This window comes from Janibacter sp. FSL W8-0316 (assembly GCF_038004165.1).
GTDB classification, from domain to species: Bacteria; Actinomycetota; Actinomycetes; order Actinomycetales; family Dermatophilaceae; genus Janibacter; species Janibacter indicus.
Map to the genome: position 1 here is coordinate 1,814,676 of NZ_JBBOQX010000001.1, position 24,242 is coordinate 1,838,917.

Genomic DNA, 24,242 nt, shown 5'->3' on the forward strand with positions numbered 1-24,242 from the left:
AGACGGTCAAGGTCGCGGCGGGGCAGTCCCCGCCGCGACCACCGTGGTGGCACCATGGCCCGCACCGGGCACGCACCCAGTGCCCCACTGCTCGATGGAGGATCCACCATGCGCCGCGCCCACGTCGCTCTCTTTGCCTCGCTGACCCTCGGGGTCAGCGCCCTCACCGCCTGCGGGTCCGACTCGCTCGAGGGCTCCGACTCCGGCGGGGGCGGCGAGACCACCTCCGCGGCCGAGGTCGAGGTCGACGACGCCGTCGCCGAGCTCGTGCCCGAAGACATCAAGAGCACGGGCACGCTCAACATCGGCTCCGACGCCTCCTACGCGCCCAACGAGTTCCTCGGGGACGACGGCAAGACCGTCGAGGGCATGGACGTCGAGCTCTTCGACGCGGCCGCCGCCAAGATGGGCCTGAAGACGAAGTGGAGCAATGCCTCCTTCGACTCGCTCATCCTCGGTGTCTCCTCGGACAAGTACGACGTCGCGGTCAGCTCCTTCACGATCAACGACGAGCGCAAGAAGCAGGTCAACATGATCAGCTACTTCGACGCCGGCACGCAGTGGGTCACCGCCAAGGGCAACCCCGGCAAGGTCGACCCCAAGGACCCGTGCGGCGCGACCGTCGGCGTGCAGAAGGGCACGGTCCAGTTCGACGAGCTCGAGGAGCTCAACAAGAAGTGCGACGACAAGATCAAGCTCGTCGTCGAGCAGGAGCAGTCCAAGGTCACCGCGAGCCTCGTCTCCGGCAAGACCGAGGCCATGGCCGCCGACTCCCCGATCAGCCTCTACGCCGTCAAGCAGCAGGGCGAGGAGCTCGAGGCTCTCGGCGACATCTACGACTCCGCCCCCTACGGCATCGTCATCCCGAAGGACCAGGAGGAGTTCGGCGAGGCCATCGCCGCCGCCTTCGAGTCCATGAAGGAGGACGGCACCTACGAGCAGATCCTCAAGGACTGGGGCAACGAGTCCGGCGGCATCGACGAGTTCGCCGTCAACCCCTGATGTCCGGCACGAACGACGCGGCGGTCCCCCCTTCGGCAGGCGAAGGGGGGACCGCCCCCGTGTCCGAGGACGCCGGCCCCATCAACGCCGTCCCGGTGCGCCACCCCGGCCGGTGGGTGGCGCTGGTGGTCATCGCGGTGATCTTCGCGATGATGATCTCCAGCTTCGTCACCAACCCGCGGTGGGACATCCCCTTCGCGCTGCAGGTGATGAACTTCAACCCGGTGCTCGAGGGGCTGCTCAAGGGCACGATCATCGCGACGATCGGGTCGATGATCATCGGTGTCAGCCTCGGCATCGTCATCGGCGTCATGCGCCTGTCGGACAACCCGGTGCTGAAGTTCGTCGGCTTCCTCTACACGTGGTTCTTCCGCGGGATCCCGCGCCTGGTGCTCGTCACGCTCTTCGGCACCGGCATCGGCTACCTCTACCCGCGCTTCGACATCGGGCCCTTCCCCTTCAGCCAGCAACTCGCCGGCTATCTCGGGCTGAGCAGCGACCTCACCCTCTTCACGCTCAACGTCAACCAGATCAGCACGACGCTCATCTGGGGCATCATCGCGATGGGCCTGTCCGAGGCGGCCTACATGGCCGAGATCGCCCGCGCCGGCATCATGTCGGTCGACGAGGGCCAGCGCGAGGCCGCCGCGGCCCTGGGCATGAAGCCGAGCCTGTCGATGCGTCGCATCGTCCTGCCGCAGGCCATGCGGGTGATCATCCCGCCGACGGGCAACGAGACCATCGCGATGCTCAAGGACACCTCGCTCCTCGTCGCACTACCGCTGGGCACCGAGTTGTTCAACCAAACCTCGATCATCGGCAACCGGACGCTGAAGATCATGCCGACGCTCGTCGCTGCGTGCGCCTGGTACCTGATCCTCACGTCGCTGCTCATGGTCGGGCAGTACTACCTCGAGCGGCACTTCGGTCGCGGCTACGGCAACACCCGCACGCAGACCAAGGACGACACCACCCGCACCCGCCTCATGGGCCTGACGATCGGAGGCGGCAAGTGAGCCAGCCACTCGTGCGCGCGGTCCAGGTGCGCAAGTCCTACGGCAGCAACGAGGTGCTCAAGGGCATCGACATGGAGGTCTCCCCCGGTGAGGTCGTCTGCCTGCTCGGGCCCTCCGGCTCGGGCAAGACGACCTTCCTGCGGTGCATCAACCAGCTCGAGGACATCCAGGCCGGGCGGATCTTCGTCGACGGCGACCTCATGGGCTACAAGCTCAAGGGCGAGCGCCTGCACCGGCTGAAGGACAAGGAGATCGCCGCCCAGCGTCGCGAGATCGGCATGGTCTTCCAGCGGTTCAACCTCTTCCCGCACATGACGGCCATCGACAACGTCATGGAGGCGCCGGTCCGCGTGCAGGGCCGATCCCGGTCCGAGGTCCGTGCCGAGGCGACCGAGCTGCTCGACAAGGTGGGCCTCGGCGACAAGGGGCACGCCTACCCCAACCAGCTCTCTGGCGGCCAGCAGCAGCGCGTCGCCATCGCCCGGGCCCTGGCGATGAAGCCCAAGCTCATGCTCTTCGACGAGCCGACCTCGGCGCTCGACCCCGAGCTCGTCGGCGAGGTCCTCGAGGTCATGCGCGACCTCGCCGGTCAGGGCATGACGATGATCGTCGTCACCCACGAGATGGCCTTCGCCCGTGACGTCGCCGACCGGGTCGTCTTCATGGACGCCGGCGTCGTCGTCGAGCAGGGCAAGCCGAACGAGGTCATCAACAACCCGCAGCACGCCCGGACCAAGGACTTCCTCAAGCGACTGCGCGCCGAGCACGAGAAGGTCGCCGAGGCGGTCGCCGACCTGGGGTGAGCGACCGCCTCGGCGAGGCTCACCCGAGGTGGTGCACCGGCGCCAGGGCGTGTACCGGGGTGTCGAGGCCCTCATAGCGCGCCTTGAGCTGGAGCGCCAGGTAGAGCGAGTAGTGCCGCGACTGGTGCAGGTTGCCGCCGTGGAACCACAGGCCGGGTTGCTGGGTCGGCTTCCACATGTTGCGCTGCTCGCCCTCCCACGGCCCGGGGTCCTTGGTCGTCTCGGAGCCGAGGCCCCACACCTTGCCGACCTTGTCCGCCACCTCTTGGCTGATGAGGTCGGCAGCCCAGCCGTTCATCGAGCCGTAGCCCGTGGCATAGACGACGAGGTCGGCTGGCAACTCGGTGCCGTCGGCGAGGACGACCGCGTCCTCGGTGAGGTGGTCGAGCTGACCCTTGACGAGCTTGACGCTGCCGTCGGCCACGAGCTCGGCCGCGCCGACGTCGATGTAGTAGCCGGAGCCGCGACGCAGGTACTTGAGGAAGAGCCCGGAGCCGTCGTCACCGAAGTCGAGGTCGAAGCCGGCCTTCTCCAGACGGTCGTAGAAGTCGGCGTCCACCTCCTTCATCTTGTCGTAGAGCGGGATCTGGAACTCGTGCATGATCCGGTACGGCAACGAGGCGAAGACGAGATCGGCCTTCTCCGTCGTCATGCCGGCGGCGAGCGCCCGCTCGGAGTAGAGGTCGCCGAGACCGATCTCCATGAGGCTGGCGCTCTTGACGATGTGGGTCGACGAGCGCTGCACCATCGTCACGTCGGCGTCGTGCTCCCACAACGCACCGCAGATGTCGAAGGCCGAGTTGTTTGACCCGATGACGACGACCTTCTTGCCGGCGTAGGCGTCCGGGCCGGGATGCCCGGACGAGTGGTGCTGCTCGCCGCGGAAGATGTCCTGACCGGGCACGGTCGGCACGTTGGGCTTGCCCGACATGCCGGTCGCGAGGACGAGCTGGGTCGGGTGGAGCGTCATCGGCGTGCCGTCACGCTCGATCTCGACGGTCCACTCCCCCTTCGCCTCGTCGTAGCTGGCGCTCTTGACCGTCGTGGAGCCCCAGTAGGGCACCTCCATGATCTTCGTGTAGCTCTCCAGCCAATCGCCGATCTTGTCCTTCGGGGCGAAGACCGGCCAGTTGTCGGGGAACTTCAGGTACGGCAGGTGGTCGTACCAGACCGGGTCGTGCAGGCAGAGGGACTTGTAGCGCTGTCGCCACTGGTCACCGGGTCGCTCGTTGCGGTCGAGCACGAGCGAGGGCACCCCGAGCTGGCGCAGCCGGGCGCCGAGGGCGATGCCGCCCTGCCCGCCGCCGACGACGAGGACGTAGGGCTGGGTGCTCACGCCCATCGCCGCGTCCTCGGCCTCGCGCTTCTCCTTCCAGCTGAGGCGCTGGGGGTCGACCCCGTGCTCGGCCCCCTTCGGCCGGTACTCGCCGCGCGGCTCCTCGTGGCCCTTGAGCTCGTAGAGGGTGGTGAGGAAGGTCCAGGCGCGGTCCTCGCCGTCCTCGGTGACGAGCCGGGCGAGCCCGCGGCCGCGGCCGACCGCGGTCTCGAAGGTGAACCAGGCGGTGATCACCCCGTCCTCCTCGGTCGCCTCCTCCGAGAGGGCGAAGCTGCGAGCCGCGGTCGCACGCGCCGTGCTCTCGAGCAGCTCGCTCACCCCCTCCCGGTGCTCGACGGTGGTGAGGTTCCACGAGAAGGCGACGAGATCTCGCCAATAGCTCTCGGTGGCGAAGAGATCTGCGGCCGCCGCCACATCCTGCGCCGTGAGGGCTGCCTCGAGGGCACCGAACCAGGCCGTTGCCCGCTCGGTCGCCGTCGTCGTCTGCTGCTCGGTCATCTGGGTCACGATCCGCTCCTTTGCGTTGTACCGTGACCCACACAACTCCGGCAGCGGCGCCGGGCGACAGGGTTGCATGACGTTGCATCCCTCCCGCTCCCCCCGCGGTCGGGTGAGGAGCGAGCCATGGACCCGAGCGAGCGGGAGCGTGCGCGGCAGCGCGACGCCCACCTCGGCGCGCGCTCGAAGGGCGATCCCCCCGGCCGCGCGGACGTCATCGCGTCGTGGCGAAGGGTGAGCGCCGCGGGGGTCGACCCCGGCGGACGGCCCCGCATCGCGCCCCTCGATGAGGCCGAGGTGCAGCGCCGCCGCACCCACCACGGGCTCGACCGCATCACCTCCGAGCTCACCCCCTACCTCCAGTCGGTCGTCGACGGCGGCCACCTCGTCGTCGTCACCGACGCCGACGGGCACGTGCTGTGGCGGATGGGCCGCCCCGGGGTGCGCCGCTTCGCCGACGACCTCGGCTTCGTCCCCGGCTCCGAGTGGACCGAGGGCAATGTCGGGACCAATGCCATCGGCACCGCCCTCGTCCTCGGCGAACCGGTGCACATCCAGGGCTCGGAGCACTTCGTCGAGTCACACGCCCGGTGGGGGTGCTCCGCCGCTCCGCTGCGCGACCCGTGGACCGACGAGGTCGTCGGGGTCGTCAACATCAGCGGTCCGCGCACGGCGATGCACCCGAGCGTGCTCGCGACCGCGGCCATGGCCTCCCGGCTCGCCTCGATGGAGCTGCTCGAGCGGCACCGCCGCTCCCTCGAGGAGCTGCGCACCGGGTCGGGCCACGTCCTCACCCGCGTCAGCAGCCCCGCCGCCGTCGTCGACCGCGCCGGGCACGTCGCCGCGACCTCCGGCCTGCTGACCCAGCGGCGGGTCGCCCTTCCCGACGACCTCCAGCCCGGCGTCGTCCACCTGCACGGGATCGGCGACGTCACCGTCGAACCGTTGCCCGGCGGCTGGCTGCTGCGCGGACCGACAGAGAGCCCGCTCGGCACGCGAGCCGTCCTCGACCTCGACGGCGAGCCGCACATCCAGGTGGTCGCCGAGTCGGGACCGTGGACCCGTCGACTCACCCCTCGGCACGCCGAGCTGCTGCTCGCCATCATCGGTGCGGGCGACGGCGGGCTGGGGGCCGCCGCGCTCGCGGACGAGGTCTTCGCCGACCCCGCCCGGGTCGTCACGGTGCGGGCCGAGCTGTCGCGGCTACGGCGGATCCTTGGTGGTCTGCTGCTCACGCGGCCCTACCGGATCGCCCCCTCGGTCAGCGTCGAGGTCAGGCTGCCCACGACCGGTGCGGCACTGCTACCCGGAGCAAGCGCTCCCGTGGTCGTCCGGGCGAGGGAGCGGCTGCCCTGATCTCGTGAGGCCGGGGCGTAAGGTGACGCGGTGCGTCGCCTCCGGGGCCTGCTGGCCGACACCCGTCCCCTGCAGGTGCCGGCGTACCGGCGGCTCTTCACCGCCCAGATCGTCACCGTCATCGGGGCCCAGCTGACCGTCGTCACCGTCCCCGCGCAGATCTACTCGATGACCGGCTCGAGCGCCTACGTCGGGCTGACCGGCATCTTCGGGCTGGTGCCGCTCGTCGTCTTCGGGCTCTACGGCGGCTCCCTGGCCGACCACTTCGACCGGCGCCGGATCCTCACCGTGACGACGTGGGGCCTGATCATCACCTCGGCGCTCTTCTTCGTGCAGGCCGCGCTCGGCAACACCAACGTCTGGCTGCTGCTCGCGATCTTCTCCCTGCAGCAGGCCTTCTTCGCGGTCAACCAACCGACCCGCTCGGCGGTCTACCCGCGCATCCTCCCGCCCGAGCTGCTCCCCGCCGCCAACACGCTCGGCATGACCGTCTTCACCGGCGGTGCGATCGCCGGACCGCTCGTCGGCGGGGCGCTGATCCCGATCCTCGGCTTCTCATGGATCTACCTCATCGACACGATCTGCCTCTTCGCCACCCTCTGGGCGGTGATCTCCCTTCCGCCGCTGCCGGTCGAGGCGATCGCCGGGTCCTCCCCCGGGCTGCGCTCGGTCCTCGACGGCTTCGTCTACCTGGCCGGCCACCCGGTGCTGCTCATGTCCTTCGTCGTCGACCTCATCGCGATGGTCTTCGGCATGCCGCGAGCGCTCATCCCCGAGATGGCGCACCTCGACTTCGGCGGACCGGTCGACGGTGGGCTGGCCTTCGCGGTGCTCTTCGCCGCCATGCCCGCCGGCGCCTTCCTCGGCGGGGTGATGTCCGGGTGGGTCTCGCGGGTGGAGCGGCACGGCCTGGCCGTCATGGTCGCGATCCTCGTGTGGGGTGGCGCGATCACCGGCTTCGGCATCGCGGTCGCCCTCGCCGACGGGTCGGCCGGGCTGTGGCTCGCCGTCGCGGTCGTCTTCTTCGCCGCGGGTGGCGCGGCCGACGTCGCCTCCGCGGCCTTCCGCTCGACGATGCTGCAGAGCTCGGCGACCGATGCGATGCGCGGCCGGCTCCAGGGCGTCTTCATCGTCGTCGTCGCCGGCGGTCCGCGCGTCGCCGACGTGCTCCACGGGCTCGTCGCCGGGCAGATCGGCGCGGCCACGACGACCATCGTCGGTGGCCTCCTCGTCATCGTCCTGACGCTGCTCGCCTCGGCGCTCGTGCCGGCCTTCGCGAAGTACCGGGTGCCGCGGGCCTGAGGGGTCTCGAGGCTCGCAAGCTCGCACCTCGACCAGCGGACGGGGTCTCGAAGCTCGCACCTCGACCAGCGGACGGGGTCTCGAAGCTCGCACCTCGACCAGCGGACGGGCTTTGCACCTCGACCAGCGAAGGGCGCTCGACCAACCGCGGGGACAAGCCTGACCATTGCCTGACCGGACCTTCATGCGTGGACCACGTTGCAGGGCAGGCTGGTTCACGAAGGGGGGCTGCTGGGTTCACCCGGCGTCGACAGGCTGCAGGTCATGACCCTGAGTCGACGCCACGTCCTCGCCGGCGGCATCGCCGCCGGCGCCACCACGATCGCCATCTCCCCCGCCTCGGCGGCCCCGCTCCTCACCGCTGCGGGGCCGGTGCGGACCTCCCCCTTCGCCCTGGGCATCGCCTCCGGCGACCCCACCCCCAGCGGGGTCGTCCTGTGGACCCGGCTCGCGGTGGAGCCGCTCGCCGCCGACGGTCGGGGCGGCATGCCCGCCCGCGACATCACGGTGCAGTGGGAGGTCGCCGACAACGCGCGGATGCACCGCCCCGTCGCCCGGGGCGCCGCACGAGCCCGCGCCGCCGACGCCCACAGCGTCCACGTCGAGGTCGAGGGCCTGCGGTCCGGCCGCGAGTACTGGTACCGCTTCCGCGTCGACGGCCACCTCAGCCCCGTCGGCCGCACCCGCACCGCCCCGCGACGCGACGAGATGCCGGCGACGCTCGCGATGTCCGCGGCCAGCTGCGCCAACTGGGAGGCCGGCTTCTTCACCGCCTACCGCTACCTCGCCGACGACGAGCCGGACCTGGTGCTGCACCTGGGCGACTACCAGTACGAGGGCAAGGGCACCACCAACCCGGCCGCACCGCGGGTCCACGCAGGCAGCGAGACCGTGACGCTCGAGGGGTACCGGCTGCGGCACGCGCAGTACAAGACCGACCCCGACCTGCAGACCGCGCACGCGATCGCCCCGTGGCTCGTCGTCTGGGACGACCACGAGGTCGACAACAACTGGGCCGCCGGCGTCCCCCAGGACGTCAAGGCCCCGGAGTGGAACGACACCCCCGAGCGTTTCCTCGCCCGGCGGGCCAATGCCTTCCGCGCCTACTACGAGAACATGCCGCTGCGTCGCTCCTCGATCCCCAGCGGCCCGGACATGCAGATCTTCCGGCGCCTCGGGTGGGGGCGGCTCGCGAGCTTCCACATGCTCGACACCCGGCAGTACCGCGATGACCAGGCGTGCGACGACGGCTGGGACACCAACTGCGCCGGGGCACTCGACCCGAGCCGCACGATCACCGGCACCGCTCAGGAGCAGTGGCTGCGAGAGGGCTTCTCCCGCAGCGGTGCTCGCTGGGACTTCCTCGGCCAGCAGGTCTTCTTCACGCAGCGTGACGGCAAGGTCGAGCAGGAGCTGCTCCACACGAGCAATGACGCCTGGGACGGCTACGTCGGCTCGCGCGACCGCGTCACCCGCGCCTGGATGGACGCCGGCGTGCGCAACCCCGTCGTGCTCACCGGTGACGTCCACAAGCACTGGGCCGCCGACGTCAAGACCGACTACGCCGACCCCGACGCACCGGTCGTCGGCACCGAGCTCGTCGCGTCGTCGATCACCTCCGGCGGCAACGGCAATGCCGCGTGGTCGGACCCGATCATGGAGTGGAACCCGCACCTGCGCTTCTCCGGCGACCTGCGCGGGTACCTGCGCACGACGGTCACCCCAGCCGGTCTGCGGGCCGACTTCCGCTCGGTCGACCGGGTGACCACCCGTGGCGGGGCCGTGGCGACCCAGGCGAGCTTCGAAGTCGCCGACGGGCAGCGGGGACTGCAGCCCGTGGGGTGAGTCGCAAGGGGTGAGCCGTGGGGAGCGGGCGAAGGGAGGCCTCGCCGCACATCAAGCCGAAGTTCGTCGCGACGACGTGAGCGTCCCGCGGACGCAGGGACTTCGGCGGGCGGCGGGGTCTCCCTTCGTCCGTCCGGGTCTCGAGGCTCCTTCGTCGCACCTCGACCAACGGACTGGAGGTCTCGAGGCTCCTTCGTCGCACCGCCCACGCGGAGCGTGGGACCCAGACCAACGGACTGGAGGTCTCGAGGCTCCTTCGTCGCACCTCGACCAGCGAGGGAGTAGCATCTACTACGTCATGTCGTATTCATCGACGTAGTAGAAGGAACCTGGATGGACGTCCTCGACCTCGCACGGTGGCAGTTCGCGATCACCACCGTCTACCACTTCTTCTTCGTGCCGATCACGATCGGGCTCTCCGCGATCGTGGCCTGGTACCACTCGCGGTGGATCCGCACGCGCGACGAGGGCCACCTGCGGATGGCGAAGTTCCTCGGCAAGCTCTTCACGATCAACTTCGCCCTCGGCCTGGTCACCGGCATCGTCCAGGAGTTCCAGTTCGGGATGAACTGGAGCAGCTACAGCCGCTTCGTCGGTGACATCTTCGGCGCGCCGCTGGCCCTCGAGGCGCTGCTCGCCTTCTTCCTCGAGTCGACCTTCCTCGGCCTGTGGATCTTCGGCTGGGGCCGCATCCCCGAGCGCCTGCACGCGGCCTGCATGTGGATCGTGCACGTCGGCACCCTCCTGTCGGCGTACTTCATCCTCGCCGCCAACTCCTTCATGCAGCACCCCGTCGGCTACCGGATCAACCCCGAGACCGGTCGGGCCGAGATGGCCGACTTCGTCGCGGTCCTCACCAACGAGGTCCAGCTCGTCGCCTTCCCCCACGTCATCACCGCCTGCTACCTCGTCGGCGGCGCCCTGGTCATGGCCGTGGGGCTGCACAAGCTGCGCCGGACCGTGACGCAGGGGGGACCCGACGCCGACCGCAGGATGTACCGGCACGCGGCCCGGCTCGGCGCCGTCGTCGTCCTGCTCGGCGGCCTCGGTGTGGCGATCAGCGGCGACCTCCAGGGCAAGGTCATGACCGAGGTCCAGCCGATGAAGATGGCTGCGGCAGAGGCCCTCTACGACACCCCGCCCGAGGGCGAGTGCGCTCCCTTCTCCGTGCTGACCGTCGCCGGCCTCGGCGGGGAGGACCCCCAGCACGTCATCGAGATCCCCTGCCTGCTCTCCTTCCTGGGCACCGGGAGCTTCGATGGTGAGGTCCGGGGCATCGCCGACCTCGAGGCCGAGTACCGCGAGAGCTTCGGCGACGACGCGCTGACGCAGGCCGACACCTACATCCCGCCGATCGCCATGAGCTACTGGAACTTCCGCCTGATGATGGCCACCGGCTTCTTCGCCATGGCCGTCGGGGCCTGGGCGCTGTGGGCCACGCGCAAGGACCGCGTGCCGATGCAGCGGTGGGTCTTCCCGATCATCGTGCTCACCCCGATCGCCACCGTCCTCGGGCACAGCTTCGGCTGGATCTTCACCGAGGTCGGGCGCCAGCCGTGGGTCGTCTTCGGTGAGATGGCCACGCACACCGCCGTCTCCCCTTCGGTCGGTGCCGCCGACGTGTGGACGTCGATGATCGTCTTCACCCTGCTCTACGGAGGCCTGGCCGTCGTCGAGGTCCGGCTCCTCCTCGCCTACATCCGCAAGGGCGCCGAGCCCTTCGAGCAGCCACGTCTCGTCGAGGACGACCAGCCGCTCGAGTTCGCCTACTGACCGGGAGCACTGACATGGATCTCATCACCATCTGGTTCGTCCTGCTGGCGGTCCTGTGGACCGGTTACCTCGTCACCGAGGGCTTTGACTTCGGGGTCGGGATGCTCCTGCCCGTGCTCGACAAGGGTTCCGGCGCCGGCGATCTCGAGGCTCGGCCGCAGGCGGCCTCGCACCTCGATCAACGTGGAGAGAGCGACCTCGATCAACGTGGGGGGGACCAGCGTGAGAGCGAGACGCGGCGGCGCACGATGCTCACGACCATCGGCCCCCACTGGGATGGCAACGAGGTGTGGCTGCTCACCGCGGGCGGCGCGACCTTCGCCGCCTTCCCCCACTGGTACGCGACGATGTTCTCGGGCATGTACCTCGCGCTGCTGCTCCTGCTCGTCACCCTCATCCTGCGCAACATGGGGCTGGAGTACCGGCACAAGCGGCACGACCGCGAGTGGGTGCGGCGCTGGGACCTGGCGATCGTCGCCGGCTCCTTCGTCGCCCCCTTCCTCGTCGGCGTCGCCCTGACCAACCTCGTCGCCGGCCTGCCGATGACCGAGCACATGATGGGCAGCACGGCCTACACCGAGTTCGACGGCAACCTGCTCAGCCTGCTCACGCCGGTCGCGATCCTCGGCGGCCTCACCGTCACGGCCGCCTGCCTGACGCACGGCGCCCACTTCCTCGCGCTGAAGACCACCGGCGACATCCGCACCCGGGCCCGGTCGGTCGCAACCCGCGCCGGCCTGGTCACCGCGGTGCTCGCCGTCGCGCTCTTCGTCTGGCTCGGCACCCAGCGCGGCACGACCGCCGCGTGGGTCGCGATGGCCCTGGCCGCCGTCGCGCTGCTCGCCGCCATCGCCGCCAACACGAAGGGGAGGGAGGGCTGGGCCTTCGTCGGCACCTCCGTGACGATCGGCCTGACGGTCGTCGCCTACTTCCTCATGCTGACGCCCAATGCCATCAACGGTCGTGGCGACAGCCCCGACCTGACCCTCGAGGCGGCGGCCAGCTCGCCGATGACCCTGACGATCATGACGTGGGCCGCCGTCGTCTTCACGCCGATCATGCTCGCCTACACGGTGTGGACCTACTGGGTCTTCCGCCGTCGGTTGTCCGTCGAGCACATGCCGGTCCGCGAGCAGGCCGGCGCGGGGGCGCACTGACATGAGGCCCTTCGACCCACGCATCCTGCGGGTGGTCCCGGACACCCGCAGGCCGGTGGCGGCGCTGGCCGGCATCGGCATCGTGCAGGGCATCGCGACGATCGCGACGGCCTTCGCCCTCGCCTCGCTCGTCGTCGCGGTGGTGCGTGGGTCCGACCTCACCGGGCCCGTGCTGTGGACCGGCGGGCTCTTCGCGGCCCGTGCCGTGCTCGGGGCGCTCTCCGAGACGGTGGCGGCGCGGGCCGGCGCCACCGTGGCGACGGGGCTGCGCGAGCAGCTGCTCGCGGCCTGGTCACGGCGACCGACGGACCAGCGTGACGTCACGGACGAGGCCGGGGAGCCCCCCTTCGCCCGGGGCCGCTCGCGGGCACTCACTCTCGCGACGCAGGGCACGAGCGCCGTCGAACCCTATGTCGCGAAGTACCTGCCCGCCCTCGTCTCCGCCGCGGTCGTGCCGGCGCTCGCCATCGCCTGCCTCGTCATCGTCGACTGGCCCAGCGCGGCGATCGTCGTCGGCACGGTGTGGCTGCTCCCGCTCTTCGCGGCGCTCATCGGCGCGACGACGCAGGAGGACACCGAGCGCAGGTGGGGCGCGCTGACGGACCTGTCGGGGCACTTCCTCGACGTCATGCGCGGCCTGCCGACGCTCGTGGCCTACGGCCGCGCAGAGCGGCAGGTCGACACGATCGGCGAGGTGAGCCAGCGGCACCGGCGGGCGACGATGCGCACGCTGCGGCTGGCCTTCATGTCGGCCGCAGCGCTGGAGCTGCTCGCGACGATCTCGGTCGCCATCGTCGCCGTCGCCGTCGGGCTGCGCCTGACCCACGGCTCGATGGACCTGCTCGTCGGGCTCACCGCGATCCTCCTCGCGCCGGAGGCCTACTGGCCGATCCGACGGGTCGGGACCGAGTTCCACTCCGCCGCCGACGGCGCCGCGGCCCTCGACGACATCCTCGCCGAGCTCGACAGTCCGCATTGCCCTACGGCAATGCGCGATGAAGAGGGCGAGGATCCGCATTGCCGTAGGGCAATGCGGAGTGAAGGGGGCGGGGCCGAGGACGTCGTCACCGTCACCGGGGTCGACTACACCCACCCCGGGGCGAAGGGGGCGACCCTCACCGGCGTCGAGCTCGTCGCCGGCCCCGGCCTCACGGTCGTCACCGGACCGTCCGGGTGCGGCAAGACGACGCTGCTCGAGCTCGTCGCCGGCATCCGCCGACCGGACAGCGGCCGGGTCAGCGCTCCGCCCGTCCACCTCGTGACCCAGCGCCCCTTCCTCGGCGCCGGGACCCTCCGCGACAACCTCACCATCGGCGGTCCGCAGGAGTCCCACGACCTGTGGGAGGCGCTGCGCGAGGTCGGCCTCGACGGCACCGTCGCCGGTTTGCCCGACGGGCTCGACACCCGGATCGGCGACGACGGCTTCGGCCTGTCGGCCGGTCAGCGTGCCCGGCTGGTCCTGGCACGGGCCCTCCTCTCCCCCGCCACCGTCGTGCTCCTCGACGAGGTCACCGCCCACGTCGACGCCGACTCGGCCGCGACGATCGGCGAGGTCGTCGGGCGCCTCGCCCGCACCCGCACCGTGATCGCGGTGACCCACCAGAGCGACCTCGTCGCCCGCGCCGACGCGCACCTCGCCCTGCGCCAGCCGGAGGTGGCCCGATGAAGCTCCTGCACCTGGGTCGAGGGCTCGTCGTCGCCGGCCTGCTCGGCGGCGTCGCGACGGCGTCGGGCATCGCCCTGACGACGACCTCCGGCTGGCTCATCGTCCGGGCTGACCAGCGACCCCAGATCATGCTGCTGCTCACGGCGATCGTCGCGGTACGCACCTTTGGTCTCGCCCGGCCGGTATTCCGCTACTGGGAGCGACTGCGCAGCCACGACACCGCGCTCGCCGACCTCGCCGAGGCCCGCACCGCGACCTATGCGGCGCTCATCCCCCTGACGCCCGCGCGGCTCGGGCGACGGGGCCGCACCGAGGTGCTCACCGGGGTCGTCGACGACCTCACCGACGTGGTCGAGGCCTCGGTGCGGGTCACCGTGCCGGCCCTGGCAGCGCTCGTCGCCGGCGTCCTCGCCGCGGCCCTCACGGCACTCGTCGACCCTCGCGTCGGCCTGGTCCTCGCGGCGATGCTCCTCGCCGTCGCCGGCGTCGCGTGGCTCGCCGACCGGCTCGAGTCGCGGGCGCAGACCCGCGTGCTCGACGCCCGCGCCGAGGTCTCCCGCATCGCCGAGCTCATCACCACGCACGCCGACGAGCTGAGAGCGGTCGGTGGCACCGAGACGGCAGCCGGCTGGTTGCACGAGGCGCACGGCGAGCTGCGTGCCAGCGTCGCCAGGCAGGCGTGGGGTCGATCCCTCTCCGCCGCAGCGGTGCTCGTCATCACGGGCGTCGCGACGCTGGCCGCCGCGGGGCTCGCCACGACCTCGGGCGCCAGCACCCCGGTCCAGGCACTGCTCGTCCTCGCCCCGGTCGCCACCGGCGAAGCGCTCGGCGTGCTCACCGACGCCACCCGAGCCCTGGCGCGAGCACGTGCCTGCGCCGCGCGACTCGACGAGCTGCTCGACCAGAGCCCGGCCGTGACCGACCGGGCCGCGGGCGCCCCGCCTTCGTCGCCCCGGAGTCTGCATTGCCCTACGGCAATGCAGACTCCCGCCCCGCGGCTCGAGCTGCGCGGGCTCACCGCCGGGTGGGTCCCCGGCCGCACCGACCTGGGGCCGGTCGACCTCGTCGTCGAGCCCGGTGAGCACCTCGCCGTCACCGGCCCCAACGGCGCCGGCAAGTCCACCCTGCTTGCGGTCCTCGCCCGCCACCTCGACCCCACCGCCGGCACCTACACCGTCGACGACCGCGACGTCACGACGACCGACCTCGCCGAGATCCGCTCCCACATCGCCGTCGTCGACGACGAGCCCCACGTCTTCGCCGGCACACTGCGCGCCAACCTCGTCCTGGCCGCTCCGGAGGCGGACGACGAGGCGCTCGTCGACTCCCTTCGTCGGGCGGGGCTCGGCACGTGGCTCCACGCCCTCCCCGAGGGCCTCGACACGCGACTCGGCGCCGACGGTCGTGGCATCTCCGGAGGCGAGCGCGCCCGCCTGTCCATCGCCCGCGCCATCGCCAGCCAGCGACCGGTGATCCTCCTCGACGAGCCCGTCGCCCACCTCGACCACCCGACCGCCGACGCAGTCATCGCCGACCTGCTGCAGCACGCCGGCGGGCGGTCGGTGATCATGGTGACCCACCATGGCGTCGGCCTCGATCGTCTCGACCGCACCGTCACCATCACCAGGGAAGGAGCCCACCATGGCCAAGAACGCGTCCCTCGGTGACCTCGAGCAGGCGATCATGGACGTCCTGTGGTCCGCCGACGCCGACCTCGGCCTCACCGTCCGCGAGGTCCTCGACGGCCTCACCGGTCGCGACCTCGCCTACACGACCGTCATGACGGTCCTCTCCCGCCTCGAGGCGAAGGGGGTGACCGCCCGTGAGCGGGACGGCCGCGCCTGGCGCTACCGCCCGGCCACCAGCCGGGAGTCCCTCACCGCCGAGGCCATGCGCAGCCCGCTGCACGACCTGAGCGGCGCCGAGCGACAGGCGGCGATCCTGCACTTCCTCGCGGAGGCGAGCCCCGACGACCTGGCCGCGGTCCGCGAGGCAATGGCCGCGGTCGAGGCCCAGGGCGATCGCCCTGCACGGCGACGCGGTCGGGGTGCGGCACACTCACGAGGGTGATCGCCGCCCTGCTGCTGCTCTGCGCAGCGGCACTCCTCGCCGCCCCGCGCCTGCTCGTGCGCGTCGAGCGGCTGCGCACGAGCCCCCGGGCGGCGCTCCTGGTGTGGCAGTCGCTCTCCCTGTCGGCCGTCCTCTGCCTGCTCACGGCCGCCCCGCTCGCCCTCGTCCACCCGCAACCCTGGCCGGCGCCCGTCGAGGTCGCGATCCTCGTCGTCGCCGCCATCGCCTCCGTCGGCGTGCTCGTGCGGCTCCTCGTCAACGGGCACAACGTCGGCACCCGGATCCGTGCCTCCCGCGACGAGCACCGTCGGCTCGTCGACCTTGTGGGGCGGCACGAGGGCGACCACACCCGCGTGCTGCCCTCCCAGGAGCTCTCGGCCTACTGCGTCCCGGGTGCGGGGTCGCGCCTGGTCATCACCGAGGCTGCGCTGGCGGCCCTGCCCGACGAGCAGCTCGTCGCCGTGGTCGCCCACGAGGAGGCCCACCTGCGGGAGCGGCACGACCTCGTGCTCGAGTTCTTCACCGTGCTGCACACCGCCACGCCGCGCCTGCTGCGCACCGACGCCGCCCTGCGTGAGGTCGCGCTGCTCGTCGAGGTGCTCGCCGACCGCGCGGCACGCGACGAGGTCGGCGAGGTCGCGCTCGGGCGAGCCCTCGTGGCACTCGCCGAGGCCACGGGTGAGGACCTCACCCCCGGGGCATCGGTCGGCGCCGGCGCGGCCGCGGCACGGATCCGCCTGCTCGTCGCCGACGACCCGGCCCCGTGGCAGACCCTCGTGCTCTACGGCATCTGCGTGGCGGCCTTCGTCACCCCGCCGCTGCTCGCGGTCACGGTGGCCCTCTGAGCGGGGCTCACTCCTCTCCGCGACGGACCGGCTGCCACCGGGTCGGGCCCTGGTTGTCCTGCTGCGGCGGCCCCCAGGTGCCGCCGGTTGACGGCGGCGGCGGGGGCGGCACCGGCCGCGGGCCGGTCGTCTCGTCCGGGTCGCTCGCCGGCCAGGTCCGCTCCGGCTGCCCCGGAGCCCCGCCGCCGGCCACGCCGGCACCACCCGAGCCCGCACCCGCAGCGGCGGGCGGGGCCGGTGGAGGCATCGTCGAGGCCGGGAAGGCCTGGTCGCGCGGCTGGCTGAGGAAGTCGCCGTGCCGGCCGGCCCGCTCCGGCGGAGGCGTCGGGATGCCGTCGGACCCCCCTTCGCGCTGTGGGGACTGGGGTGCTCCGGCGGGGGAACCACCGGTCGTGTGGAGGGTGAAGTCGCGGATCGCGCCGCGCTGCTCGAGGGCGGTCAGCGCGCCCAGCAGGCGCTGCTGGGTCGCCTGGTCTGCCGGGCGCCCGGTCGCCGCGAGATAGGCCAGGACGCCGAGGTCGCGGTAGTGCTTGTCGATCTCGCCGAGGTCCTTGCTCGCCGTCGCACGATCGAAGGCATCGTCGGTGCGCCCGGCGAGGTTGTCATAGCCAGCGCGTGCTCGCTCGAAGAAGCTCATCGATCGTCCTTGCCTCGGGGGGGTGGCAACAAGGCCAGCAGGGGGTCAACACCCTAGAGGGCTCAGGCGGATGGCTCTACAGTTGCGTCCAGACGGCGCCGCAGGGGGCGCCCCACCCGAAGGGCTCGCAGACCATGCCGATCCACGGTTCCCTCTTCCAGGACTTCCGCGAGGAGTCCTCGACCGACCAGTTCTCGCTGCAGAACAAGAAGCTGCTCAAGGTCCAGATGGGCCACGGCCCGGTCATGGCCCGGACGGGCTCGATGGTCGCCTACCAGGGCGACAGACGCTTCGAGAACAAGGGCTCGGGCGGCGTCGGCAAGTTCCTCAAGCAGGCCGCGACGGGCGAGGGCGTGCGGATGATGACGTGCTCGGGCCAGGGCGAGCTCTTCGTCGCCAACGAGGCGCAGGACATCCAGGTGATCTACCTGGAAAACGACATGATCTCGGTCAACGGCAACAACATCCTCGCCTTCAGCGCCTCGATCGACTGGGACATCCACCGCATCCAGGCACGCGGTGCCGCGATGACCGGCGGCCTCTACAACGTCACCCTCCGCGGCAGCGGCTACGTGGCCCTCACGACGAAGGGAGAGCCCGTCGCCCTCGACGTCGCGAGCGCCCCGACCTTCGGCGACGCGCAGGCCGTCGTGATGTGGACCGGCGGCGTCCGGATGGACATCAAGGTCGACACCGGAGGCCTGAGGTCGATGGTCCGCGGAGGGACCGGCGAGACCTTCCAGATGGCCTTCGGCGGGCAGGGCTACGTCCTCGTCCAGCCCGCGGAGTCGGTGACCGACGGCGGCCACCAGGGCTCCGGCGGCAGCAGCGGCGGGCTGAGCGACCTGCTCGGTGGCTGACCGGGTGCGGCGCTGGCCCGCAGCGCTCGGCGGACTCGCCGCCGGCGCCGCCGGCCTGCTGCTCACGGTCGGCGCCGTCGGCGTCGCCGAGTCGGTGCTCGTCGGCGGGCAGACGCGGGAGTGGTGCGAGGAGCTCACCGACGACCCGACGGTCACCGTGCGTGAGCGGTGCGTCCGCGAGCGCGACAACCGCAACCTTGTCGCGCCAGACGAGCACCTCGTGGAGTTCTACTACGGCGACACCGGGGGCGTGCGCTTCGAGCCGCACCCCTGGCCCCTGTCCGGCGAGGTGGAGGTGGAGTTCGGCGACGGCGAGGTGACCCTGCACAACGACGCGGACATGACGGCGACCTATCCCGACGAGGTCTTCCGCGACGCGAGGTGACGGGCGCCCCCTTCGCCCCCGACGTCAGCGCACGACGACGGTCGACCCGACGGGCATGAGGTCCTCGTCCCAGATCATGTCCATCGCTGGGTTGCTCACCCGGGCGCAGCCGTGCGAGGCGGGATAGGCCGGGATCGAGCCGGACCCGTGGACGGCGTAGCCGCCGTAGAAGTAGCGCGGGCTGTAGAGCGTGCCGAGCGGGGCCACCTCCGCCCCGCGGAAGGTGCGCCCGACCCGGAAGGTCCCCGTCGGCGTCACGGCGACCGCCGGCTGACCGCGGGAGATATAGGTCTCGCCGGAGGCGGTGCTGGTGTTGATGACGAACGTGATGCGACCCCCACGCACGACCATGAGCACCTGGCGCTCGAGGTCGATCTCGACGCGGTCGGCCGGGCCGCTGGGCAGCGGCGGCAGGGTGCCCTCGGCGAGCGCGTCGAGGGTCTTGCGTCCGGCGACCCCGTCGCGGGTGAGGCCCGCGGACTTCTGCAGGGCCATGACGGCCTGCTCGGTCAGGTGCCCGTAGGTGCCGTCGGGGGTGCCCAGCCAGTAGCCGGCAGCGTTGAGCTCGCGCTGCAGGGTGCGCACGGCCCGACCCTCGTCACCCGGACGAAGGGGGCGACTCGCCGCCGTCGTCGACGGCGCCGTGGTCGTGGGTGTCGTGGTCGTGGCTGTCGTCGTCGTGCGCGACGACGTCGGCGGCGTGCTGCTCGTGGTCGAACCACTCGAGCTCGCCGACGTCGCGGCGGTCGGCTCCCCCGTCGGCGCCGCCTGGGTGCCGCAGCCTGCGAGCGCCGCCCCTGCCATCAGCGCCACCAGCGCTGCTCGTCCCTGAGTCATGGAAGTGTCCCCTGATCGTGCGGCCAGCCGCCCCCTGCGGCCGGTCCTCGTCATTGTGGACGTCCGGGAGCGCTGTCCGGTTGCGTCCTGACCAGGAGTGACCGAGACGTGACCTGTGGATGCGGCGGCGAGGCCCCGGCGAGCATGCGACACAATCGGTGACATGACTGACCTCCCCACCGCCGGCGACTCCGGCTGGAGCGACCCGGACACGCTCGGTGCGATCCCGCCCGTCGTGGCGGTCACCTACTGCGGTCACTGCGGCAAGTCCGCCAACAAGGGCAACCACGTGCTGTGCCACGAGGAGCTCGCCGCGCACGCCCCGACCTTCTGCACCACCTGCCGCCGCACGCTCACCGTGACGACCGAGGGCACGACGTGGACCGCCGTGTGCAAGAAGCACGGTGAGACCAGCGGGACAGTCCAGGACGCCTGACCCTCCCCTTCGCCCGCATTGCCGTTGGGCAATGCGGATTCAGATCGGTCGGGTGCGCGCATTGCCGTTGGGCAATGCGGATTCAGGTCGGTCGGGCGCCTGGCTCAGCAGGTCGCGTCGCCGAGGAGGTCGGTGAGGGCCTGCCGAAGGGAGGCCACCTGCGCCTGCCCGATGCGCTCGGCCCACTCCTGCTCGACCTCGCCGAAGAGGCGGTGGACGATCGCCTGGGCGCACTCCCCCTTCGGGGTGAGGCTGACGATGCGCGCCCGCTGGTCCTCGTCGTCGCGACCGACGGCCACGTAGCCGTTGCGCTCGAGGTGAGCGATCTGCTGGCTGATCGCCTGCTTGGTCACGCCGCAGCGCTCGACGATCTCGCGGGCCCGTCGGGGCCCCTCGGACAGGTGCCGCAGGACATTGGTCGAGTGCGCGAGGGAGAGCCCCTCGATCTCGGAGGCACGCAGCCGGGCCTCGAAGTCGGCAACGAAGCTCGCCTGGGCGCGGGCGATGAGGTTGACGAGCGGCGGCTGCCCGTCGCCGCCCGCGCACGGGCCGGCCAGCGGGGAGGACAGGTCGGGGGTCATGCGTCAATGGTAAGCCATTGGTCAAGGACTTGACTTTGCTGGCGAGCCGCGCGCACCATGGTCAAGCACTTGACCAACCTCCCCCAGGAGTCCCCCGATGAACGTCCTCGTCCTCCTCGGCAGCCTGCGCGACGGCTCGACCAACCGCACGCTCGCCGAGGCCGCCGTCGCCCACCTGCCCGAGGGCGCGACCGCGACCTACTTCAACCGCGGCGCCGACCTGCCGCACTACTCCGAGGACCTCGACGTCGAGGGCTCGGTCCCGCAGGTCGCCACCGAGCTGCGCGAGGCGGTCGCCGCCGCCGACGCCCTGGTCGTCGTCACGCCCGAGTACAACGGCACCCTCTCGAGCGTCGTCAAGAACACCATCGACTGGGCCTCGCGCCCCCGCGAGGCCGCATCCATCCACGGCAAGCAGGCCATCGTCCTGGCCGCCTCGGGCGCTCCCTACGGTGCCGAGTGGGCCCGCAAGGACGCCGTCCGCTCCCTGCAGATCGCCGGCGCGGACGTCGTCGAGGACACCTTCGGCATCGGCGCCTCCTACGAGGCCTTCGCCGAGGGCCGCCTCGTCGACGGCGAGGCCGACGCCGCACTGCAGGCGCTCGTCGCGCGCCTCGGCGCCCCCGTCGCCGCCTGACCCGCCTCCCTTCGAGGCGGTCGCTGCGCGACCTCCTCAGGGAGCGTGACACGAAGGGGGTCGACCTCCAGCCGGAGGCCGACCCCCTTCGCCGTGCCCGCGGACCCAGACCAGCGGATTTTGCACGAAGGCGGAGAAAGTGCAAAACTGCACTCCGTGACCGAAAGTGCAACCACGCGGGCAGATAGCCGTCGCTCCGCGATCATCACCGCCGCGCAGCGGCTGGCCGTGGACTGCGGCTACGCGGGCTTCACGGTCGAGGACCTCGCCCGCGCCGTCGGCGTCTCCCGCCGCACGCTCTTCAACCACGTCTCCTCCAAGGAGGAGGCCGTCCTCGGCCTGCTCCCCGTCCTCACCGAGGAGCAGGCCGCGACCCTGCGCTCGGGCGGACCGACCGGGCACCTCGTCGACGACGTGCTCACCGTCGTCCTCGACTGCCTGCACGCCGACGACGGGACACCCGCCGACTTCGAGCAGCTGTACGACGTCATCGAGCGCAACCCCGAGCTCTTCGTGCGGGTCAAGACCCACGTCGAGGAGCTCAGCGAACAGCTCGTGACCCACCTGTCGGCCCGGGACGACGCCGACGACTCCCGCTCACGCATGGCTCTGGCGATCGTCGGCGGCATCGTCCAGCACTCCGTCGTCCAGTGCATCGCCACCCCCAGCCTCGGCCCGCTGTCCGACCGGGCCCGCGCCAACCTGACCACCGCCCGGGAGATCCTCGCCGACCCGGCGTGACCCCCCTTCGTCCTGCCCGTCCCCCCCGACCCGCACCACCGGCCCCGACGACGCGGTCGCCCACCCTCAACGCCCCGAAAGGCACCCCATGGCCCACGCCCTCTACCGGCTCGGACGCCTCGCGCACCGACGCTGGCCCGCCTTCCTCATCGGCTGGCTCGTCGTCCTCGTCGCGATCGGCGGCGCGGCCGCGACGATGTCGCAGCCGATGAGCGACAAGTTCTCCATCCCCGGGATCGAGTCCGAGCAGGCGCAGAACCTGCAGCAGGAGCTCTTCCCGCAGACCCAGGACGCCTTCGACCAGGCCACCGGCACCGTCGTCGTCCAGGCACCCGAGGGCGAAAAGCTCTCCGACCCGGCCAACTCCGCCGCCGTCGACGACCTGCTCGCCGAGCTGCGCGAGGCCCCGCAGGTCGGTGACCCCGAGCAGTTCGTCAACCCGGTCACCGCGGCCGCCGGACTCGAGCGCCAGATGCTCGCCGAGGCGAAGAAGAACGGCCAGCCGCAGGCGGTGGCCGAGACCAACGCCGCCGCGCTCTCCCCGCTCACGGAGGACGGGCGCACCGGCCTGATCCAGTGGAACTTCGACGTCGACACCGTGACCGACGTCGAGCAGTCCAGCCGTGACGCGGTCACCGAGGCCGTCGACGACGCGCGCGACGCCGGCCTGACCGCCGAGGTCACCGGCACCGGCATGCAGGGCATCCCCGAAATGGGCATGACCAGCGAGCTCATCGGCATCGCCGTCGCGCTGCTCGTCCTCGTCCTGACCTTCGGCTCGCTCGTCGCCGCGGGCCTGCCGATCCTCACCGCCCTCGTCGGCGTCGGCACCGGCATCCTCGGCATCACCGCCGCGACCGCCTTCTTCGACCTCGGCACGACGACCCCGATCCTCGCCTCGATGCTCGGCCTCGCCGTCGGCATCGACTACGCCCTCTTCATCCTCTCCCGCTACCGGACCGAGCTGCGGCACACGGACGACCGCCAGCACGCCATCGGCCTGGCCGTCGGGCGCGCCGGCTCCGCGGTCGTCTTCGCCGGCCTGACGGTGATCATCGCCCTCGCCGCCCTCGCCGTCGTGCAGATCCCCTTCCTCACCGCGATGGGTCTGGCCGCGGCCGGGACCGTCCTCGTCGCCGTCCTCGTGGCGCTCACCCTGCTCCCCGCGATCGTCGGCGCCCTCGGGACCCGGGCCTTCGCCGGACAGATCCGCAAGGACAAGGTCGTCGACGAGGGCGAGCACGTCGACAACGGCGGCACCCGCTGGGCGCGCGCCATCGGTGCGCACCCGATCATCGCCGCTCTCGTCGCGGTCCTCGCGCTCGGCGCCCTCGCCGTGCCGGCCAAGGACCTCCACCTCGCCCTGCCGAGCGACTCGACGGCCGCGGCGGACACCTCGCAGCGTCGGGCGGCCGACCTCATCGCCGACGGCTTCGGCGTCGGCCAGGAGGCCCGCATGATCGTCGTCGTCGATGGCCGTGACCTCGAGGACCCGCGCCAGGCCCCGGCGGCCTACGGCCAGGTCGTCGAGTGGCTGAGCGGCTTCGACGGCGTCGCCAACGCGCAGGTCGTCGGCATGAACGAGGAGGGCACGGGCGCCCAGCTGCTCGTCACCCCGAAGACCGGCGCTGCCGACGAGGCCACCGAGACCCTGCTCACCGACATCCGCGCGGGTCAGGGCCAGCAGGAGGAGATGACCGGCACCACGATCGGCGTCACCGGCCTGACCGCGATCCAGACCGACGTGTCCGAAAAGCTCCAGGACGCGCTGCTGCCCTATCTCGGCGTCGTCGTCGGGCTCGCCTTCGTGCTGCTCATGCTCGTCTTCCGCTCGCTGCTCGTGCCGCTCACCGCGACGCTCGGCTTCGTGCTCTCGACGCTCGGCACGGTCGGCGCGACCGTCCTGATCTTCCAGGAGGGGGCCCTCGGCCTCGTCGACGGCGCCCCGCTCGTGAGCTTCTTGCCGATCCTGATGATCGGCATCGTCTTCGGGCTGGCGATGGACTACCAGGTCTTCCTCGTCACCCGGATGCGTGAGGCCTATGTCCACGGCGACACCGCCCGCGAAGCTGTCGTCGACGGCTTCCGCCACGGCGCCCGGGTCGTCACCGCCGCCGCGCTCATCATGATCTCGGTCTTCGCCGCCTTCATGCTGCAGCCGGACAACCTCATCAAGTCGATGGGCTTCGCCCTCGCCGCGGCCGTCCTGCTCGACGCCTTCGTCGTGCGGATGACGCTCATCCCGGCGCTCATGTACCTCATGGGCGACGCCGCGTGGTCGATGCCGCGGTGGCTGGACAGGCTCCTGCCCAATGTCGACGTCGAAGGGGAGGCCCTCACCCAGCTCACGTCCGCGGCGCAGACCGAGGACCGGCCCGTGGAGGAGCCCACCGCGGCGAGGTGACCTCCCTTCGCCTCGCGGCCTCGGAAGCGGCCGGCCCGACACCTCGTCGGACCGG

The 24,242-nt window shown here is 71.5% G+C and carries 23 protein-coding genes; 19 read left to right on the forward strand and 4 right to left on the reverse strand.

What is annotated here, in order from left to right; genetic code table 11:
• Window positions 1-108 precede the first annotated feature (108 nt).
• The 3 genes from NYE39_RS08940 to NYE39_RS08950 are packed head-to-tail and all read left to right on the forward strand — an operon-like array spanning window position 109 to window position 2,821.
• The gene (locus tag NYE39_RS08940; RefSeq protein WP_341012445.1) at window positions 109-1,002 is read left to right on the forward strand and encodes an ABC transporter substrate-binding protein; all 894 of its coding nucleotides are present in this window, start codon (window positions 109-111) and stop codon (window positions 1,000-1,002) included.
• Complete coding sequence (locus tag NYE39_RS08945) at window positions 1,002-2,018, forward strand: amino acid ABC transporter permease (RefSeq protein ID WP_341012446.1); 1,017 nt, start codon at window positions 1,002-1,004, stop codon at window positions 2,016-2,018. The genes NYE39_RS08940 and NYE39_RS08945 overlap by 1 nt, the downstream gene beginning before the upstream one ends.
• Window positions 2,015-2,821 carry an amino acid ABC transporter ATP-binding protein gene (locus tag NYE39_RS08950; RefSeq protein ID WP_341012447.1) on the forward strand — a complete coding sequence of 269 codons (807 nt, stop codon included), beginning with the start codon at window positions 2,015-2,017 and terminating at the stop codon, window positions 2,819-2,821. Before NYE39_RS08945 ends, NYE39_RS08950 begins: the two co-directional genes overlap by 4 nt.
• Window positions 2,822-2,840: 19 nt before the next feature.
• Here the strand turns inward: NYE39_RS08950 and NYE39_RS08955 are convergent, their stop codons facing one another.
• Window positions 2,841-4,655, reverse strand: coding sequence for a flavin-containing monooxygenase (locus NYE39_RS08955; RefSeq protein ID WP_341013393.1), 1,815 nt, complete (start codon window positions 4,653-4,655; stop codon window positions 2,841-2,843).
• Between the two features lie 126 nt (window positions 4,656-4,781).
• Between NYE39_RS08955 and NYE39_RS08960 the strand changes: the two genes are divergently transcribed.
• The 9 genes from NYE39_RS08960 (at window position 4,782) to NYE39_RS09000 (ending at window position 16,669) form a co-directional block, all read left to right on the forward strand.
• Window positions 4,782-6,011: a GAF domain-containing protein gene (locus NYE39_RS08960; protein ID WP_341012448.1), complete on the forward strand. Its 1,230-nt coding sequence runs from the start codon at window positions 4,782-4,784 to the stop codon at window positions 6,009-6,011.
• 30 nt (window positions 6,012-6,041) lie between these two features.
• On the forward strand, window positions 6,042-7,313 hold the full coding sequence (locus tag NYE39_RS08965) for an MFS transporter (RefSeq protein ID WP_341012449.1): 1,272 nt from the start codon (window positions 6,042-6,044) through the stop codon (window positions 7,311-7,313).
• Window positions 7,314-7,577: 264 nt separating this feature from the next.
• The gene (locus tag NYE39_RS08970; RefSeq protein ID WP_341012450.1) at window positions 7,578-9,158 is read left to right on the forward strand and encodes an alkaline phosphatase D family protein; all 1,581 of its coding nucleotides are present in this window, start codon (window positions 7,578-7,580) and stop codon (window positions 9,156-9,158) included.
• Window positions 9,159-9,491: 333 nt separating this feature from the next.
• On the forward strand, window positions 9,492-10,931 hold the full coding sequence (locus tag NYE39_RS08975; RefSeq protein WP_072625665.1) for a cytochrome ubiquinol oxidase subunit I: 1,440 nt from the start codon (window positions 9,492-9,494) through the stop codon (window positions 10,929-10,931).
• A gap of 14 nt (window positions 10,932-10,945) precedes the next feature.
• Window positions 10,946-12,088, forward strand: coding sequence for a cytochrome d ubiquinol oxidase subunit II (cydB, locus tag NYE39_RS08980; protein WP_341012451.1), 1,143 nt, complete (start codon window positions 10,946-10,948; stop codon window positions 12,086-12,088).
• A gap of 1 nt (window position 12,089) precedes the next feature.
• Window positions 12,090-13,754 (forward strand): thiol reductant ABC exporter subunit CydD, encoded by a 1,665-nt coding sequence (gene cydD / locus NYE39_RS08985; RefSeq protein WP_341012452.1) that lies wholly within the window; start codon window positions 12,090-12,092, stop codon window positions 13,752-13,754.
• Entirely contained in the window at window positions 13,751-15,421 is a 1,671-nt protein-coding gene (cydC, locus tag NYE39_RS08990) for a thiol reductant ABC exporter subunit CydC (RefSeq protein ID WP_341012453.1), read from the forward strand. Before cydD ends, cydC begins: the two co-directional genes overlap by 4 nt.
• Complete coding sequence (locus NYE39_RS08995; protein ID WP_072625669.1) at window positions 15,396-15,824, forward strand: BlaI/MecI/CopY family transcriptional regulator; 429 nt, start codon at window positions 15,396-15,398, stop codon at window positions 15,822-15,824. The genes cydC and NYE39_RS08995 overlap by 26 nt, the downstream gene beginning before the upstream one ends.
• Window positions 15,821-16,669, forward strand: coding sequence for a M56 family metallopeptidase (locus NYE39_RS09000; protein ID WP_072625670.1), 849 nt, complete (start codon window positions 15,821-15,823; stop codon window positions 16,667-16,669). The genes NYE39_RS08995 and NYE39_RS09000 overlap by 4 nt, the downstream gene beginning before the upstream one ends.
• 7 nt (window positions 16,670-16,676) lie before the next feature.
• Here NYE39_RS09000 and NYE39_RS09005 read toward each other — a convergent pair whose 3' ends face one another.
• Window positions 16,677-17,306 (reverse strand): hypothetical protein, encoded by a 630-nt coding sequence (locus NYE39_RS09005; RefSeq protein ID WP_072625671.1) that lies wholly within the window; start codon window positions 17,304-17,306, stop codon window positions 16,677-16,679.
• A 134-nt stretch (window positions 17,307-17,440) separates the two neighbouring features.
• Between NYE39_RS09005 and NYE39_RS09010 the strand changes: the two genes are divergently transcribed.
• Window positions 17,441-18,166 (forward strand): AIM24 family protein, encoded by a 726-nt coding sequence (locus NYE39_RS09010; protein WP_072625672.1) that lies wholly within the window; start codon window positions 17,441-17,443, stop codon window positions 18,164-18,166.
• Window positions 18,159-18,551 carry a hypothetical protein gene (locus NYE39_RS09015; protein WP_072625673.1) on the forward strand — a complete coding sequence of 131 codons (393 nt, stop codon included), beginning with the start codon at window positions 18,159-18,161 and terminating at the stop codon, window positions 18,549-18,551. Before NYE39_RS09010 ends, NYE39_RS09015 begins: the two co-directional genes overlap by 8 nt.
• Window positions 18,552-18,575: 24 nt before the next feature.
• Here NYE39_RS09015 and NYE39_RS09020 read toward each other — a convergent pair whose 3' ends face one another.
• Window positions 18,576-19,136, reverse strand: a complete 561-nt coding sequence (locus tag NYE39_RS09020) for a L,D-transpeptidase family protein (protein ID WP_072625674.1) — start codon at window positions 19,134-19,136, stop codon at window positions 18,576-18,578.
• On the opposite strand from NYE39_RS09020, the gene NYE39_RS09025 reads away from it, so the two are divergent.
• A complete protein-coding gene (locus tag NYE39_RS09025) occupies window positions 19,129-19,383 on the forward strand; it encodes a hypothetical protein (RefSeq protein WP_125932869.1) in 255 nt (84 codons plus the stop codon). The two genes, NYE39_RS09020 and NYE39_RS09025, sit on opposite strands and share 8 nt — an antisense overlap.
• Window positions 19,384-19,551: 168 nt before the next feature.
• The gene (bsaP, locus tag NYE39_RS09030; protein WP_341012454.1) at window positions 19,552-19,824 is read left to right on the forward strand and encodes a biotin synthase auxiliary protein BsaP; all 273 of its coding nucleotides are present in this window, start codon (window positions 19,552-19,554) and stop codon (window positions 19,822-19,824) included.
• Between the two features lie 104 nt (window positions 19,825-19,928).
• Here the strand turns inward: bsaP and NYE39_RS09035 are convergent, their stop codons facing one another.
• Complete coding sequence (locus NYE39_RS09035) at window positions 19,929-20,405, reverse strand: MarR family winged helix-turn-helix transcriptional regulator (protein ID WP_192910982.1); 477 nt, start codon at window positions 20,403-20,405, stop codon at window positions 19,929-19,931.
• A 97-nt stretch (window positions 20,406-20,502) separates the two neighbouring features.
• Here NYE39_RS09035 and NYE39_RS09040 point away from each other — a divergent pair, with 97 nt between their 5' ends.
• From NYE39_RS09040 to NYE39_RS09050, 3 genes are all read left to right on the forward strand, one after another.
• Entirely contained in the window at window positions 20,503-21,042 is a 540-nt protein-coding gene (locus NYE39_RS09040) for an NADPH-dependent FMN reductase (protein WP_341012455.1), read from the forward strand.
• Window positions 21,043-21,198: 156 nt separating this feature from the next.
• Complete coding sequence (locus NYE39_RS09045) at window positions 21,199-21,783, forward strand: TetR/AcrR family transcriptional regulator (protein WP_341012456.1); 585 nt, start codon at window positions 21,199-21,201, stop codon at window positions 21,781-21,783.
• A gap of 88 nt (window positions 21,784-21,871) precedes the next feature.
• A complete protein-coding gene (locus NYE39_RS09050; protein WP_072625679.1) occupies window positions 21,872-24,187 on the forward strand; it encodes an MMPL family transporter in 2,316 nt (771 codons plus the stop codon).
• Window positions 24,188-24,242: the final 55 nt, after the last annotated feature.